Source organism: Olleya sp. HaHaR_3_96 (assembly GCF_019278545.1).
Lineage (GTDB): Bacteria > Bacteroidota > Bacteroidia > Flavobacteriales > Flavobacteriaceae > Olleya.
Genome location: NZ_CP058987.1, coordinates 4,208,365 through 4,223,688 on the forward strand (window position 1 = coordinate 4,208,365; position 15,324 = coordinate 4,223,688).

Genomic DNA, 15,324 nt, shown 5'->3' on the forward strand with positions numbered 1-15,324 from the left:
CGTGATTTAACTAATAATTATATTGTGAGTGAATAATTCCAAAAATAATCTTCAATTATTTCTAAAAAAATTAACAAACTTAGATGCTTAATAAATTATTATTTTTCTGTCCTTTTTTTTACTATTAATTGTTTACTTTGTCACTTACAATTTTGTGCACTCCAAATGCGTTATCTTAATAGAAAGAATTAAATTTATTTTATGTCAGACACTGTTTTAGAATTAAAAAATGTTTCAATTTTTCAAGGCGAAAGCTTAGTACTTTCTGATGTAAATCTAGAAATGAAAAAAGGTGATTTTATTTATCTTATTGGTAAAACGGGGTCTGGGAAAAGTAGTTTTATGAAAACGCTTTATGGCGATTTAAAATTAACCAAAGGCGAAGGTCATATTGTTGATTTTGACTTACTAAAATTAAAAGAAAAAGAGATTCCTTTTTTACGTCGAAAGCTGGGTATTGTCTTTCAAGACTTTAAACTACTTACAGATCGTACTATAAATGACAATTTACTATTTGTTTTAAAAGCGACCGGTTGGAAAGACAAAGTAAAAATGAATGAACGCGTTGCTTCTGTATTAGACAAAGTAGCTATGAAAACTAAAGGTTTTAAATTCCCGCATGAATTATCCGGAGGAGAGCAACAACGTATTGCTATTGCTCGCGCCTTATTAAATGACCCTGAACTAATATTAGCCGATGAGCCTACAGGAAATCTAGATCCACAAACAAGTATCGAGGTTATGGAAGTACTGTTAGAAATAAATAAAAATGGGAACACTATTTTAATGGCGACTCATGATTATGCTTTACTTTTAAAATACCCAAGTAAAACACTAAAATGCGACGATAATAAAGTCTTTGAAGTCGTACAACGTAAAGCTTCTTTATGAGTTAAACTCAAATCTTTGAATATTTCTCTTCCTCTATTATACTTAAATCATTGGCTTCAAAAAAAATTAAGTCTTAAAAATTATTATATCCCAGTAAGTTAATATACATCTGTAGGCCTTACTATTTATCAATACATTTAATTTTTGAGATATTTTTTAAATCGGTTCCGACATCTTTATTAAATAATAATTGATAAAAATAAATAGAATGAATAACGTTAGATGATTTAAAGATTAATGAATTAAAATTGTCAGGATGAAATTATAAAAGAAATAAAATCCTATCTTAATAAGTCTTATTCTTACTGTATTTACAATACTGTTTAATCTGTTTATAATTATCGAATATTATACTGCAAAACACTTCTAACAAAAAGCATCATTAAAAAGGTAGTTAAGAACTAAGTTTTTTTTAAATCATGAATTAATTATTCAAAAAAAAAAAAAACTAAATCACTGCACGATAACATATTATAAATTAGAAATTATCTTTTGAATTGAATTATTAGTATTAAAAGCTTTTAATCTATTTAATCTATTAACTCTTTCTTCCAAAGATATTTTCAACCCATATAATTTATTAATTAACAACAACAAATCTTCTTCTGTTTCAAATAATTCACAACACGTTTCTAATTCTGTTCCCTCAATTATTTTATGATTTGAAAGGACATAAGAATCAGTAAATAAGCTATTTAATAGCTTTAATTTTATTCCCGAAGATTGATAGCTAAGTAATATATGAACTGCTGTTTTACTAAAAAGCAGCTCTAAATCAGATAAAAATTCTATTTTTTCAAAAACAATATTTGCCGATTTTTTAATTTTGAGATTTAAAACTAGATTTTCAAAACTACTAGCAATAACCAATTTTTTATCTGTTTTAACAGAAAAAAATGAAATTAAAAACTCTGCCGCTCTAATATTATCAGACAATCTTAAATCTCCATGAAACAAACAAAACTGACTACTCTCAGTTTTTAACAATTCTTTTTTACTTTGAAAAACTGGTAAGTAAACTACATTATTAAATAAGGAGGAAAAATATATATTTTCTTTAGGAGATATAGTAAACAAAATATCTGCATTTTTTAAGACAGATTGATATTTTTTCAACCTATAGGCTTCAAATAAATAATAAATCTTTTTAAAAAAGCTATCCTCTAATTTGCCAATGTTTTTATAATAATTGTGTTCTATATTATGTAATCTTACAAATGTTTTAATTCCTTTTCTAGACATTAAATCTAATGTCCTTGTAGAGTTTAGTCCTTCATAAAGTATTGGAAAACCAATTTCTATAAGCTTTTCGGTTAATTTATTACACGTTCTACTTTTAACTATAAAAGGTATCCGTGAAAAATGAATAAATAAATTTGTTTTTCGTTTATACAAAAATACCTTTTTACAAAATTTTCGAATATAAAGATCTTCTTTATCTAACTGGTTTTTGTTATAAAAAAAATGGAGATAGACATCTATATTGTTAGCGTGTAAACTTTTAATCTTATAAAACACATCTATCACTCCTCCATAATTTGGAGGATATGGATTGTCAAAACAAACGATTTGAATAGATTTACACATTAACCAAATTTAATTGTTTTTATTTATATTTGAAGACAACAAACAAAATATTTATGAGCCCTTTTTTTTCAGTTGTTATAACACTTTACAACAAAGAAAAATATATTAAAAGCACTTTAGAGAGTGTATTAAATCAAACATTTACAGATTTTGAAATAATTATTATCAATGATGGATCTATCGATAATAGTTTAGATGTTATAACTTTATTTAAAGATGAAAAAATAAAAATATTTACATCAAAAAACAAAGGGGCATCACAAAGCAGAAATAAAGGAATTGAATTAGCAAACTCAAATTACATTGCTTTACTTGATGGAGACGATTTGTGGGATGAAAACTATCTTAATGAAATGCATAAAGCAATATCTACAAATAAACACCTTAGTGTTTTTTGTTGTGCTTTAGCTCAAAAATACAACAATAAATGTATTCCTGTTAACTATAACTTTATACCAAAACAAAAATACGAAACACATAATTATTTTAAATCAAGTTTTAAATTTTCAATTTTAAGTAGTTCTAGCATTATTTTTAAAAAAGAAATTATTGAAGTTAGTGGTGATTTTGACAACACAATTGTTTCTGGAGAAGATATAGATATGTGGGTTAGAATAGGGTTAAATTATGACATTCTTTTTATAAATAAAATTCTTGCTTTTTACAGACATATTCCTGGTAGTCTATCTAACTCTATATTTGAAGCTTCAAAAAAACCGACTTTTGAAAGATATAAATGTCTAGAAAAAAACAATAAATATTTAAAAAAATTTTTAGACTTAAATAGATATTCTTTAGCTTTAATGTGTAAAATTAATAATCAAAAAAAAGCTTATCACTTTTATAAAAATCGATTAAACAGTTCTAATTTAAGCTTACTTAAAAGAACATTATTATTTTGTCCTAAATGGATTTTAGACATCCTACTTTGTATAAAATCATTAAAAAAAGAAAAAACACATTACAAACCTTTATAATTTTTAAAGGCCTTATACTCTCTTATATAATCATCTTCATCGTAAACTTCTGATGCTAAAACTAAACACACAGCACCAGAAGAAAAATTCTCAAGTTCTCTCCAAACCCCTGATGTAATTAACAACCCTTTATTAGGCTTATTTAATGTTACAGATTTAGTCTTTATACTATCCTTTAAAATAACATCAAAACTACCACTTAATGGTATTAAAAACTGGACTAACTTTTTATGTGCATGTCCACCTCTATATGCATCACTTGGCACATCATATAGATAATATACTCGTTTTATATCAAACGGGATAGTATTATTTTCTATTACAGATAGGTTTCCTCTGGAATCTTTAATTTTAGGAAGATCTATAATTCTTACATCGTCAACTTTTGTCTCTTTCATTTATTAATTTAATAATTTACTCCATTCCTTTGCTATAATATCCATAGAAAGATGGACCGTACTTTTTTCAGCATTTTGTTTACATTTTTGATATAGTCCTTCTTCAAATATAAACCTATTCATAGCATTTGCTAATGCCTCAACATTATTATTTTCCACTAATAAACCATTATACTCATGCTTAATAATTTCACTTGGTCCTGATTTACAATTTACTGAAACAACCGGTATCCCAATAGATAATGCCTCAGGGATAACCATAGGAAAACCTTCAAAACGACTACTTAAAACCATAAAACGAGCATGTTTTACGAATGGAAAAGGGTTTTTTTCAAATGTTTTAAAAACAACCCGTTCTCGCAATTTAATTTGGTTTACATATTTTTTAATAGACATTAAATCTTTACCATCACCTAATAACATTAAAGAATAATTATTCTCTGGTAATTTTGATTCTTTAAAAGATTGTAGTAGTAACTTTAAATTTTTATGATAATCATCTAATCTTCCATAATAAATAATATAATTATCTCTTTCAATAAGCTTGTTTTTCTCAGCCAACGATTGTTTTTTAATTTCATCAAAAGCAAAAGCATTATAAATAGTTTGAATACTCTTGAGGTTAAATTTATTTTTGAATTTATTAGCTGCTTCTTTAGATACAGCTATCATTATTTCATTTTTATAAAGATATTTATTTAACCATGTATATTTTGTAAATACTTTTGAAGTTTTAAAATTATGAATAACATAAATAGTTGGCGAATTATAAATCAACTTAGTAATTATAAATTCCCTATAAGCTTGAACTCTTGATCTATTGTCAATTATATAATCAAATTTATGTTGTCTTAAAAATAATTTAAATTTAATTAATCGACTTAATCGACTATGCGATTGCTTTAAGTCACCTAAGTTTAGCAACTCTCCTGAATACTTGTATTCTACATCGGGTAAAATAGTAACTATATAAACTTCATAGCCTAAACCATCTAACATTCTAGACAAGAATGCAGAAGCTCTTTCTGCTCCTCCCTTTCCTAGTGAAGATGCTACTATACATATCTTTTTTTTATTGTTACTTTGCAAAATATTATTTTATTAAAGTCAAAGATAGTAAATGAATATATTATTAGTAGGTGAATACAGTAGATTACACAATTCTTTAAAAGAAGGTTTAGAAGCTTTAAATCATAAGGTTGTTATTATTGGTTCTGGTGATGGATTTAAATCCTTTCCCGTTGATTACAAAGTGTATTCTGTTTTTAGAGAAAACAAAGCGCTACTACTACTCTCCAAAGCTATATTAAAAGTTTTTCGAGTTAATATTATAAAAATAGAACTAGCAATCAAATACTATTTTGTTTTTAATAAACTAAAACAATTTGATGTTATTCAACTTATCAATGAAGCCTCTCTTAAAACAACACCGCGTTTAGAAATAGCATTATTAAAAAAATTATTTAAGAAAACTAAAAAAGTGGTCTTACTATCTTGCGGAGAAGATTATTATAGCGTGTCCCACGCTCTAAAAAACAAAAAAAAATATAGTATTCTAACCCCTTATTTAAATGACAACTCTTTACTAAAAGAATATGCTTTTACTTTAGAATATGTTACTAAAAGACACCAGAAGCTCCACACGTTTTTATTAAACAATTATAACGGCGTCATTGCATCTGATTTAGATTATCATCTACCTTTAATTAATTACTCTAAATATCTAGGTATTATCCCCAATCCTATAAACACTGACTTAATTAGTTATAAACCGTTAGATTGTGATACAAAAATTCAAATATTTTTGGGAATAAATACTCAAAACGCAATCAAAAAAGGGATTGTTTTTTTTGAAAAGGCTTTAGAGCGTATTTCATTAAAATACCCAAACAAAGTAGATATAACCATAACCAAAGATTTACCTTATAAAACTTATATAAATAGTTATAACAAAGCACATATCATATTAGATCAAGTATACGCATTGGATCAAGGCTATAATGCACTAGAAGCTATGTCTAAAGGTAAAGTTGTTTTTACGGGTGCCGAAAAAGAATGGTTAGATTATTATAATGTAAAAGAGGATAACATCGTGATTAACGCACTCCCGGACGTGGATTATTTAGTTAAAAAATTGGAATGGTTGATTAATAATCCCAAAACGATTAAAACAATATCATCAAATGCTCAAGCCTTTGTTACTGCAAATCATAATCATATAAAGATTGCCGAACAGTATATTGCTACTTGGGAAAAACTTTAAGTTATTCATCTTCTATTTTTTCTGGAATAACACCAAACAATGAAGAATAAAATATTAATAAGATAATAGCGTAGTACAATACATTTGTAACAAAATACGCCATGTTTGCCCCAACAACTCCAAACTCATCTATTAATATTTTACTAGTAAAATATAATGTTACTACAGAAAAAGCTTCAGTAACAATATAGTGCCAGAACATTCGCTTTGCAAGAAACTGATAAGCAATTACTACAGACAGCACTTTAATAAAATCACCCAATAATTGCCAGAAAAATAATTCTTCAACGGGAACAAATTCGTCAGTCAAAACAACCTGAACAATAAAATGTCTTAAAAAATAAATGGCAATTAATCCAACAGCAAAAACTGGAATAATAGACTTATAAAATCCAAAAACCTCTTTTCTAAAATCCTTTATATTATCAATCTCAGAAAATCTTGGCAAAATATACATAGTTAAAAGCGTGGTTACAAATAGTAAATAATACTTTGATATTCGATTCATCGCTTCCCAAAAACCAGCTTCTTTTAGCCCGACATTATCAATAATATAGCTTCTAATTAATATCGCGATTAATGGTAGAATTATTGCTGAAAACAAAGCCATACCAGAATAAGAACTTAGTTTTCTGGCAAAACTCAAACTAAAGTTACTAGCTTTTATTAATGGAATAAAATTTCTTCTATTAATAATTCCTACTACAGTAATTAAAAATATCAGCGATTCCGCAACTACTACCGCTATTAAAGCGCCATCAATCTGCTCTTGCCAAATTAATAAAATAGTGATAATCGCTCCTAAAATTTGACCAAAAATATTAAAGACAATTAAATATTTATATTTGGAAAATCCATTCAAAATGGAAAAAGCAAACATATTTAAGGCATAAAAAGGAATTGCTACTGCAAAAATTTGAATGATATAAGCGTAATTATTGTTCTCTTTAAATATTAAATCATTAATGTAATCTGCTTTAAAATACACTAAAAATGACATCAACAACGTTGATATAAAGCCTAAGTAAAATACTGTAGATAAAATTTTACTAAGCTGAACGGTATCTTTTTTGAATTGTGCGATATATTTAACCACCCCTTTATATAATCCAAGTATCGATATAGATTGTATTGAACCTACAAAATTTCTTAAATTCCCGACTAATGCCATCCCTTCCGAACCAATAAAAATCGCTATGACTTTTGAAGTTAAAAACCCCGCAATTATTTTCACAATAACAGACACAGAGTTAAGTGAAGCCACTTTAACTAAGACATTCGTATTTATATAATCTAGAACTTTTTTCAATTAGTAATCATTAAGGGTTTTAATTACTGTCGTTACCTCCAAATCAGTCATGATAGGACTAATAGGTAAACTCACGCAAGTGTCGTGAATTTTTTCTGTTATCGGAAATTTTAAAACATTAAATCGTTTAAGTGCTTTTTGTTTGTGTGGTGGAATTGGATAATGAATAGCGGGCTGTATATTATGCGCTTTTAAATACTGAATAAAATGATCCCGATTATCTACCAAAACAACAAATAGGTGAAACACATGATTCTGCATACCATTAAACTTAGGTAATTTAATTCTTGAGTTTTTTACTTCTAACAAATAACGTTTTGCAATAGCTACACGCTGTACATTATCCGCATCCAAAAATTTAAGCTTAACATTTAAAAACAACGCTTGAATTTCGTCTAATCTATTATTTACTCCCAATACATCATTTATATATTTAGATGATGTGCCGTAATTTCTTAATTTAAAAATAACATCAGCTAATGCATTATTATTAGTAGTGACCGCTCCTGCATCTCCTAAAGCTCCTAAGTTTTTACTTGGATAAAAACTAAAAGCTGCTGCATCGCATAAGTTTCCAGATCGTTTTGATGTTACACTATCAATAGCACCTGTGGATTGTGCAGCATCCTCAACAACTAATAACTGGTTACGCTTGGCTACCGCATTGATTTCAGAAACATCACACAATTGCCCATATAAATGAACAACCAATATCGCTTTTGTATTTGCGGAAATATGTTTTTCAATTTCTGATGCTTCTATATTGAAGCTATCCGCATTCGGTTCAATCAAAACAGGTTTTAAGCCCACTTCCAGAATAGCCAATATAGATGCAATAAATGTATTTGCAGGCACAATAACTTCATCTCCCTTTTGCAATACGCCCAATTCTAAATAACCTTTAAAGATTAAAGCTAAAGCATCAAAACCATTACTGACACCAATACAATATTTAGCTCCACAATAATCCGCATAATTAGATTCAAAAGTAGTTACACCTTGTCCTAAAACATAAACTCCAGAACTTAAAAATGCATTGAACTCCGATTTGAATTCTGACTCAAAACGTGCATTAATTTTTGGTAGGTCTAAAAATTTTATCATATCAATACCGTATCTAAAATTTTATAACTGCTAGTATCCACCGTATAAAAATCTTGTGTTACTGTTCTTGCTCCAAAACCTTCTTTCCAATATTGTAAACCTTGATTAACTTGTCTTCCGTTATTTACATTAGATACTCCAAAATCAAAAAATCGTTTATTATTAAATACAGACGTAATTAAATGATGATGCAAAAAATCTAAACTTCCTAATTCATTTTTTTGGCTATTACCCGATATATACTGCGAATGCGCCACATATTTACTTTCAAATATTGTAGCCCCAGCAATTATCTGATTATTTTGATAGACGTTAAACTGACGTATTTGCTTCCCGAAATAAGTGTTTAATGCTGTTATTTCTGCTAAACTATGGACCGGTTTTACATTATGTTTCTCATTTAAATTAGGTTCTAATACTGTAGTCCAAAAAGATTCAAAACTATCTTCTTCTTTAATAAGCAAACCGTGTTTTTTCCCTCGTTTAACGCCTTCTAACCTGTCTTTAGAAAATTTCAATGCCTTTCTGTAATCAATTACAGATAATGCGTCTCGTCTAATGAGTGTAGCTTCCAGCAAAAACATGATATAAGACTGTTCATCATTTGGCAATGCATTATAAATATAGGGCAACATTTTTAATTGTAATTCTTTGACTTGAGCATCGCTCAAATATTTTAAAAGTGCTCTAAAAATTAATAAAACAGTATTCAATTTTAAATTTTCTTTAAACACTAAGCCACCATACGTCAACCCTTGATGAGAGTAAACACGATCCTCAACGGTATTTGCTGGTAGTATTGCAACAAGTTTTTCTCCTTTAAACACAAGCAATGAGAAATCATTAAATCTGTCTTTATGGTACTCCATAAAATTTCGATTAAATAAAAACGTTGCGTTCTTGGAGGCGACAACAAAATCGTTCCAAACGTTAAAATATTCGGGGTTATATGTTTGTATTGAAAAAATAATATTACAATTTTAGGCCAGCCTAAATTACTAATTAAAAAAGCAATTGTAGTACATTTATTTAGATAATGGTTCAAAAACAGTTTCTCCTTGGTTATCAATATATTTATAGACTCCAAACGGCGCGCCTTGATTGATCATAATATAACTACTATCATCTTCAAGATGATCCAAATAACTCTCATTTTCACTTAAATAAGAAAAAAGGATTCTAAAAAAATTAACTGGAGTTTTAAATTTAGTATCAAAGTCTGGGGGCATACCATTCCATTTAATTGCCAACATAGCAGTATAAATAGAATATATTAAATCCGGATCTGTTTGTTTAATTCGTGCTTCTAACGTGGTATTAAAACCAACAAATCCACCATGATCTGCAGTTATAATAATTAGCGCATTTTTATCCTGACTATCTATCAACGTAATAATCTCTTGTAACCATAGATTAGCTTGTTGTAACTTATTTAAGTAGTTTTCTTTTTCGTTTATTTTATTTACAGAGGCACTTGAACTATTAGTAACATGAGAAGGCAATAGCTTTTGAATAAAGTAAAAATTAGATGTCAACGTGTCTTTTGGTAATACCGTTTTTAAATCAGAAATAACATCTCTAACCGGTCCCAGTCCTTTGTACCTAAACGGTACGTCTTTATATTTTATGTTACTATAATCAAATCCCAAAGTTGGTCTATTTAGCAAAAAATAGTACTTATCCATCAAAAGATGTGTCTTATACATATTGTTTTTAAAAATCTCTAAAACAGCGTTTTTAGAGATAATATTTTCTCTAGAATGAGACAACTCAGCAAAAGAGTAATCCGGATTAGAATAGTAATGGTGCTTCATTGCTAAAAGTGAACTATTAGAACTTAAAGTCGAATAATAATTACTTCGATAGTCTGAATAATTTTTAAAACCAGCTACTTTTAAATAGCTGTTAAAACTAGAATTGTCATAGCCATAAGGGCCTTCGCTTAACTTATCCACATTAGCATAACCATCTACTTGAATAAAATAAACATTAGGAGTTGTCTTAAATACAACCTTGGTAATAGCATCGGGTTGCTCTAACCATTGTTTAGAATACGTGACGTGTTTAAAAAGAGTAGGAATAAGCGTTATTAAAGCCATAATCACCAATAGAAACTGAAATACGAGTATTTTTTTTAAATGTTTACTTAAAAACATTGCACAACACAACCCTACAAAAATTAACCCAATGACGTAAAGCAACTGAAACCTAAAGGTAATTATCAAAATGAAACTGCCAAAAAAACCTATATCTAATAAAAGAAAAAGCTTGAATTTATTAGTTTCTAAAAGTTCATTTTTTTTAGAAAAGTAATTTAGAATACTAAAGATTAAAACCGGAACGACAATAAAGAAAAAACTAAAGAACAGTAATTGACTTACCGAGTTTGCTTGCGTGTAATTCGCATTAAAATAATATAACATGGGATATAAACCCGAAGCTATACCGACTAAGAGCGGAAGATTATTTTTATTATTTATAAAGTTGACAAGCTGTTTTTTCATTTAACTTTCATTAAATACAACACACGATGCGTGTCTTGAATAGCTAATTTTTCTATGATATAAAAAGAAGTACTATATTCCTTTTCAAAATTACTAATGTTATAAAAATCGAAGTAATCCTTAAAATCAGTCTTACTATCTAATAATCTTTGCACCCAAGAATCTTCTCGCTTAGGGAATTCGATAATTAAATATTTAGAAAACGATGCAAAAAATTGTGCAGACATTTTAAACGACACATTTCCACTAAGTGACATATGGTGTATGACTGCCAGAGCTAAAGTTGCTTCTGGCGCAAAAGCTTGTATGCGATTTAAAAACGATAAACGCTCTGTATTATTAAACCCGATACTTGCAGAAGGATTTAAAACATCCAACACAAACGGCATCATATAAGACTCTTTGTTTTCTTTAATTGTTTTAAAGTTAAAGTCTACCGCGTTATTATCAATATCACAAACCAAGGCCTGCTGTAATTGACGTTCTATTTTTCTAACAAACGTACCATCATTGCCACCAATATCAATAATAGTATTAGTCTTTAATGTATCAATCCATTGATTAATAATTGTCGCCTTTTTAATAAAAGCACTAGTACTATAATTTGTTTTATCATAATAATCACCCCACTCACTATGCTCTTTAAGTGTTAGCTTTTTTATATAATCATATAAGCTTTGAACAATATTTAACTGTGCTTTTTTAGATAATATAGATGCTTTAGATTCGCCTTTATAATCTTGACTATGCTTGTCTTCAAACTTTGCTAATAAATGAATATTAGTATACAAAAACGGGTTAAGTTTAGTTTTAAAAGGCAACATAGATGCCAACATTTTAATTGGAATACCGTCTATAAAATTGCTTATTAATTTTATGGATTGCGCACCATGATAATGTGATAATACTAAAGGTCCTAAAAAATGAGATATAAATTGTTTGTATCCTCGCCAGGGTGAATCTTCGACATAAAAATCAAAAGAAAGCGTATCAATAAAAATAGCTTTTCCGTTGTAAAACGCAACATTAAAGGCACTAGCATCTTTTAAAGAAAACCCATGCTCTAAGGCGTACTTCTGAAGTTTTAATGTCAATAATGCCGCTTCTTTGTATTGATTAAAACTCCACTCGTATGGATAAGTAATAAACGGAATGTGTTCCGGTTGAATTATAATTTTTTCAGCTGTAGCTGAAACTTCTTTATGGGCAACCAAAAGCTTGTTATCAAATAAGGCTTTAAAAAATCCAGAAGTATTTAAGGCTTCATACTGCTTAAAATAGATAGGATTAATGGTTCTTTTGATAACACCATCGTCTACAAACACATATCCAGAAGGATCTCTAAATGAAGCACTATGTTTAGATATGGTAGTCACTATTTAGACGTTTTATCCGTATCAGAATCTTTAACATTAATATCATCAAAAAGATCATCATTCTCCTTTTTGTCCAATCCCAAAAAGGCTTTAACCTTATACATGATATTTTTTGAAAATAAAAGAATAGCCGCAACTGCAGCCACGATAGATTGAATAATCATCGCACCTAAACCCGGATCAAAATAGAGACTATACATTTGTGTTTTTTGTAAATATAAACATTGTTACAAATTTATATTAAGAATATAATGTAATTATTAAATCAGAGAAGCTTTAACCTGACTCCCCTTTTGTCTTTTTAACATCGCCATTAATACGCCAATCAAAAAAAGTAAGTATTGAATTTATAATGTAAAACACATATTTAACAATGTTTGCAACATTGCCTTGTATGACATTTTTAATAATTTGTGCTAGGTTATAAAAAGACCACGTTAAAAAAGTCTGCTCGTATTTAAAAGCGGTACTTACATTACCAACTAAGGATATTCCAAATATAATAGCAACGGTGTGTTTAAAAAATTGATTTTTAATAGTCGTTCCAAACCAATAAAATCCTAAAAAAACTAAAGTATAGGACACTATAAAAGCTAAAAGTATAAGTAACCAATATTTAGCATCTGCTTTTTTAACCTGCTCTCCTTCACTCCACTTTTTGGTAGCAATAATGGCAATAACAAATGTTAAGGGATAGGTTATAATGGCAGAATGGTTACCAAACAAGTAATCTATAACACCAGAATTAATGGTTGTAAACAAACCTATCCAATTACCTAGATTTTGTTGTTTAACAATCATTCTAGCAGCTAATAAAGATACAACAGCTCCTAGTGTAGACAATAAACCAATTGGAAAAGCGCCTTTAGATATGTACTCACTAAAACCAGAAAGAGGTACCCCAAATTGGATACCTCCCTGATAATATATTGTTTCATGAAACCCTCTGTAAAAACAGATAACGGTTACCAAAATTACACCAACTATATCTATATATTTAGAGTGTACTACACGTCTAAGTGTTGGATTAGGTAACTGTAAGTGCTTCACTTATTAAGCAATCTTGTTTCTCTTACGATCGTTTTCTGTTAAATAGATCTTACGTAAACGAATATGGTTTGGTGTCACCTCTACATACTCATCTTTTTGGATATATTCTAATGCTTCTTCTAAACTAAACTTGATAGCTGGTACAATCTTAGCTTTATCATCTGCTCCAGAACTACGTACATTACTTTGCTTTTTAGCTTTAGTAATGTTTACAGCCATATCATCTTGACGAGAGTTCTCACCAATTACTTGACCTTCGTAAATATCTTCACCTGGCTCAACGAAAAACTTACCTCTATCTTGTAATTTATCGATAGAGTAAGGTATAGCTTTACCATTTTCCATAGAAATTAAAGATCCAGAAATACGTCCAGCGATAGCACCTTTTAATGGTTGGTATTCTTTAAAACGGTGTGCCATAATTGCTTCACCAGCAGTAGCTGTTAATAACAAGTTACGTAAACCAATAATACCACGAGAAGGAATTAAGAATTCACAAATCATACGATCTCCTTTTGCTTCCATACTTAATAATTCACCTTTACGTAAAGTTACAAACTCTACAGCTCTACCAGAAACAGTTTCTGGAAGGTCAATTGTTAATTCTTCAACTGGCTCACATTTAACACCATCAATTTCTTTGATAATTACCTGTGGTTGTCCAATTTGTAATTCATAACCTTCACGACGCATAGTTTCAATTAAAACTGATAAGTGTAATACACCACGTCCAAAGACCATAAATTTATCTGCACTACCAGTTTCACCTAGTTTAAGTGCTAAATTCTTTTCTAATTCTTTTTCTAAACGATCTTTAATATGACGAGACGTCACATATTTACCATCTTTTCCAAAGAAAGGAGAATCGTTAATTGTAAATAACATACTCATTGTAGGCTCATCAATAGCAATTGATTTTAAACCTTCAGGGTTTTCGAGATCTGCAATTGTATCACCAATTTCAAATCCTTCAATCCCTACAACAGCACAAATATCTCCTGTTTGTACGCTTTCTACTCTCTTACGTCCTAAACCTTCAAATATAAATAATTCTTTAACTCTACTTTTAGTTGTAGACCCATCTCTTTTTACAAGTGAGATTTGTTGTCCTTCTACTAAACTTCCTCTTTGTAATCTACCAATCGCGATACGACCTGTAAAAGAAGAAAAATCTAAAGAAGTAATAAGCATTTGAGTTGTTCCTTCAGGAAAAACAGGCGTAGGAACATGCTCTATAACCATATCTAATAATGGTTCAACATTTTTAGTTTCGTTTCTCCAATCATCACTCATCCAGTTATTTTTTGCCGAACCATAAACGGTTGGAAAATCTAACTGCCACTCTTCTGCTCCTAATTCGAACATTAGATCAAAAACTTTTTCATGTACTTCATCTGGAGTACAGTTTTCTTTATCTACTTTGTTTACAACCACACAAGGTTTTAAACCTAAATCAATCGCTTTTTGTAATACAAAACGCGTTTGAGGCATTGGTCCTTCAAAAGCATCAACTAACAATACAACACCATCAGCCATGTTTAATACACGCTCTACTTCTCCTCCAAAATCGGCGTGACCTGGTGTATCAATGATATTAATTTTTGTGTCTTTGTAAATTACAGAAACGTTTTTAGAAGTAATTGTAATTCCTCTTTCACGTTCTAAATCATTGTTATCCAAAATTAAGTCTCCTGTGTTCTCGTTTTCACGAAACAATTGACAGTGGTACATGATTTTATCAACCAACGTAGTTTTTCCGTGATCGACGTGTGCAATAATTGCAATATTTTTAATATTAGCCATAATGGTGCCTTATTTTAAGCGTGCAAATGTACTCAATTTTTATCTAAAAATACGTTTTAATT

The 15,324-nt window shown here is 29.1% G+C and carries 14 protein-coding genes; 3 read left to right on the plus strand and 11 right to left on the minus strand.

Annotation, left to right across the window (positions count from 1 at the left end):
- Positions 1 to 201: 201 nt before the first annotated feature.
- The gene (locus H0I26_RS18685) at positions 202 to 891 is read left to right on the plus strand and encodes a cell division ATP-binding protein FtsE (RefSeq protein ID WP_218700353.1); all 690 of its coding nucleotides are present in this window, start codon (positions 202 to 204) and stop codon (positions 889 to 891) included.
- A 471-nt stretch (positions 892 to 1,362) separates the two neighbouring features.
- Here H0I26_RS18685 and H0I26_RS18690 read toward each other — a convergent pair whose 3' ends face one another.
- A complete protein-coding gene (locus H0I26_RS18690; RefSeq protein ID WP_218700354.1) occupies positions 1,363 to 2,286 on the minus strand; it encodes a hypothetical protein in 924 nt (307 codons plus the stop codon).
- A 245-nt stretch (positions 2,287 to 2,531) separates the two neighbouring features.
- Here H0I26_RS18690 and H0I26_RS18695 point away from each other — a divergent pair, with 245 nt between their 5' ends.
- Positions 2,532 to 3,455 (plus strand): glycosyltransferase family 2 protein, encoded by a 924-nt coding sequence (locus H0I26_RS18695; RefSeq protein ID WP_218700355.1) that lies wholly within the window; start codon positions 2,532 to 2,534, stop codon positions 3,453 to 3,455.
- Here the strand turns inward: H0I26_RS18695 and H0I26_RS18700 are convergent.
- Together H0I26_RS18700 and H0I26_RS18705 are read right to left on the minus strand one after the other, a co-directional pair.
- Positions 3,440 to 3,853 carry a sugar 3,4-ketoisomerase gene (locus tag H0I26_RS18700; RefSeq protein WP_218700356.1) on the minus strand — a complete coding sequence of 138 codons (414 nt, stop codon included), beginning with the start codon at positions 3,851 to 3,853 and terminating at the stop codon, positions 3,440 to 3,442. The two genes, H0I26_RS18695 and H0I26_RS18700, sit on opposite strands and share 16 nt — an antisense overlap.
- A gap of 3 nt (positions 3,854 to 3,856) precedes the next feature.
- Positions 3,857 to 4,942 carry a glycosyltransferase gene (locus tag H0I26_RS18705; protein WP_218700357.1) on the minus strand — a complete coding sequence of 362 codons (1,086 nt, stop codon included), beginning with the start codon at positions 4,940 to 4,942 and terminating at the stop codon, positions 3,857 to 3,859.
- 31 nt (positions 4,943 to 4,973) lie between these two features.
- On the opposite strand from H0I26_RS18705, the gene H0I26_RS18710 reads away from it, so the two are divergent.
- Positions 4,974 to 6,116 (plus strand): glycosyltransferase, encoded by a 1,143-nt coding sequence (locus tag H0I26_RS18710; protein WP_218700358.1) that lies wholly within the window; start codon positions 4,974 to 4,976, stop codon positions 6,114 to 6,116.
- Between the two features lies 1 nt (position 6,117).
- Here H0I26_RS18710 and H0I26_RS18715 read toward each other — a convergent pair whose 3' ends face one another.
- From H0I26_RS18715 to typA, 8 genes are all read right to left on the minus strand, one after another.
- On the minus strand, positions 6,118 to 7,425 hold the full coding sequence (locus H0I26_RS18715) for an O-antigen translocase (RefSeq protein ID WP_218700359.1): 1,308 nt from the start codon (positions 7,423 to 7,425) through the stop codon (positions 6,118 to 6,120).
- Positions 7,426 to 8,529: a DegT/DnrJ/EryC1/StrS family aminotransferase gene (locus tag H0I26_RS18720; protein ID WP_218700360.1), complete on the minus strand. Its 1,104-nt coding sequence runs from the start codon at positions 8,527 to 8,529 to the stop codon at positions 7,426 to 7,428.
- Entirely contained in the window at positions 8,526 to 9,398 is an 873-nt protein-coding gene (locus H0I26_RS18725) for a GNAT family N-acetyltransferase (RefSeq protein ID WP_256935201.1), read from the minus strand. Before H0I26_RS18725 ends, H0I26_RS18720 begins: the two co-directional genes overlap by 4 nt.
- 156 nt (positions 9,399 to 9,554) lie before the next feature.
- Positions 9,555 to 11,033, minus strand: coding sequence for a hypothetical protein (locus H0I26_RS18730; protein WP_218700361.1), 1,479 nt, complete (start codon positions 11,031 to 11,033; stop codon positions 9,555 to 9,557).
- A complete protein-coding gene (locus tag H0I26_RS18735; protein ID WP_218700362.1) occupies positions 11,030 to 12,409 on the minus strand; it encodes a class I SAM-dependent methyltransferase in 1,380 nt (459 codons plus the stop codon). The genes H0I26_RS18730 and H0I26_RS18735 overlap by 4 nt, the downstream gene beginning before the upstream one ends.
- Positions 12,409 to 12,609 carry a hypothetical protein gene (locus H0I26_RS18740; protein WP_218700363.1) on the minus strand — a complete coding sequence of 67 codons (201 nt, stop codon included), beginning with the start codon at positions 12,607 to 12,609 and terminating at the stop codon, positions 12,409 to 12,411. Before H0I26_RS18740 ends, H0I26_RS18735 begins: the two co-directional genes overlap by 1 nt.
- Positions 12,610 to 12,685: 76 nt before the next feature.
- Positions 12,686 to 13,459, minus strand: a complete 774-nt coding sequence (locus tag H0I26_RS18745) for a nicotinamide mononucleotide transporter family protein (RefSeq protein WP_218700364.1) — start codon at positions 13,457 to 13,459, stop codon at positions 12,686 to 12,688.
- A 3-nt stretch (positions 13,460 to 13,462) separates the two neighbouring features.
- Complete coding sequence (typA, locus tag H0I26_RS18750; RefSeq protein WP_218700365.1) at positions 13,463 to 15,262, minus strand: translational GTPase TypA; 1,800 nt, start codon at positions 15,260 to 15,262, stop codon at positions 13,463 to 13,465.
- Positions 15,263 to 15,324 lie beyond the last annotated feature (62 nt).

Excerpts from the sequence above, each read along its gene's own strand:
- H0I26_RS18725 (WP_256935201.1), bottom strand. The coding sequence starts at position 9,398 with ATGGAGTACCATAAAGACAGATTTAATGATTTCTCATTGCTTGTGTTT.
- typA (WP_218700365.1), bottom strand. The coding sequence starts at position 15,262 with ATGGCTAATATTAAAAATATTGCAATTATTGCACACGTCGATCACGGA.
- H0I26_RS18730 (WP_218700361.1), bottom strand. The coding sequence starts at position 11,033 with ATGAAAAAACAGCTTGTCAACTTTATAAATAATAAAAATAATCTTCCG.
- H0I26_RS18695 (WP_218700355.1), top strand. The coding sequence starts at position 2,532 with ATGAGCCCTTTTTTTTCAGTTGTTATAACACTTTACAACAAAGAAAAA.
- H0I26_RS18740 (WP_218700363.1), bottom strand. The coding sequence starts at position 12,609 with ATGTATAGTCTCTATTTTGATCCGGGTTTAGGTGCGATGATTATTCAA.
- H0I26_RS18700 (WP_218700356.1), bottom strand. The coding sequence starts at position 3,853 with ATGAAAGAGACAAAAGTTGACGATGTAAGAATTATAGATCTTCCTAAA.
- H0I26_RS18720 (WP_218700360.1), bottom strand. The coding sequence starts at position 8,529 with ATGATAAAATTTTTAGACCTACCAAAAATTAATGCACGTTTTGAGTCA.
- H0I26_RS18685 (WP_218700353.1), top strand. The coding sequence starts at position 202 with ATGTCAGACACTGTTTTAGAATTAAAAAATGTTTCAATTTTTCAAGGC.
- H0I26_RS18710 (WP_218700358.1), top strand. The coding sequence starts at position 4,974 with ATGAATATATTATTAGTAGGTGAATACAGTAGATTACACAATTCTTTA.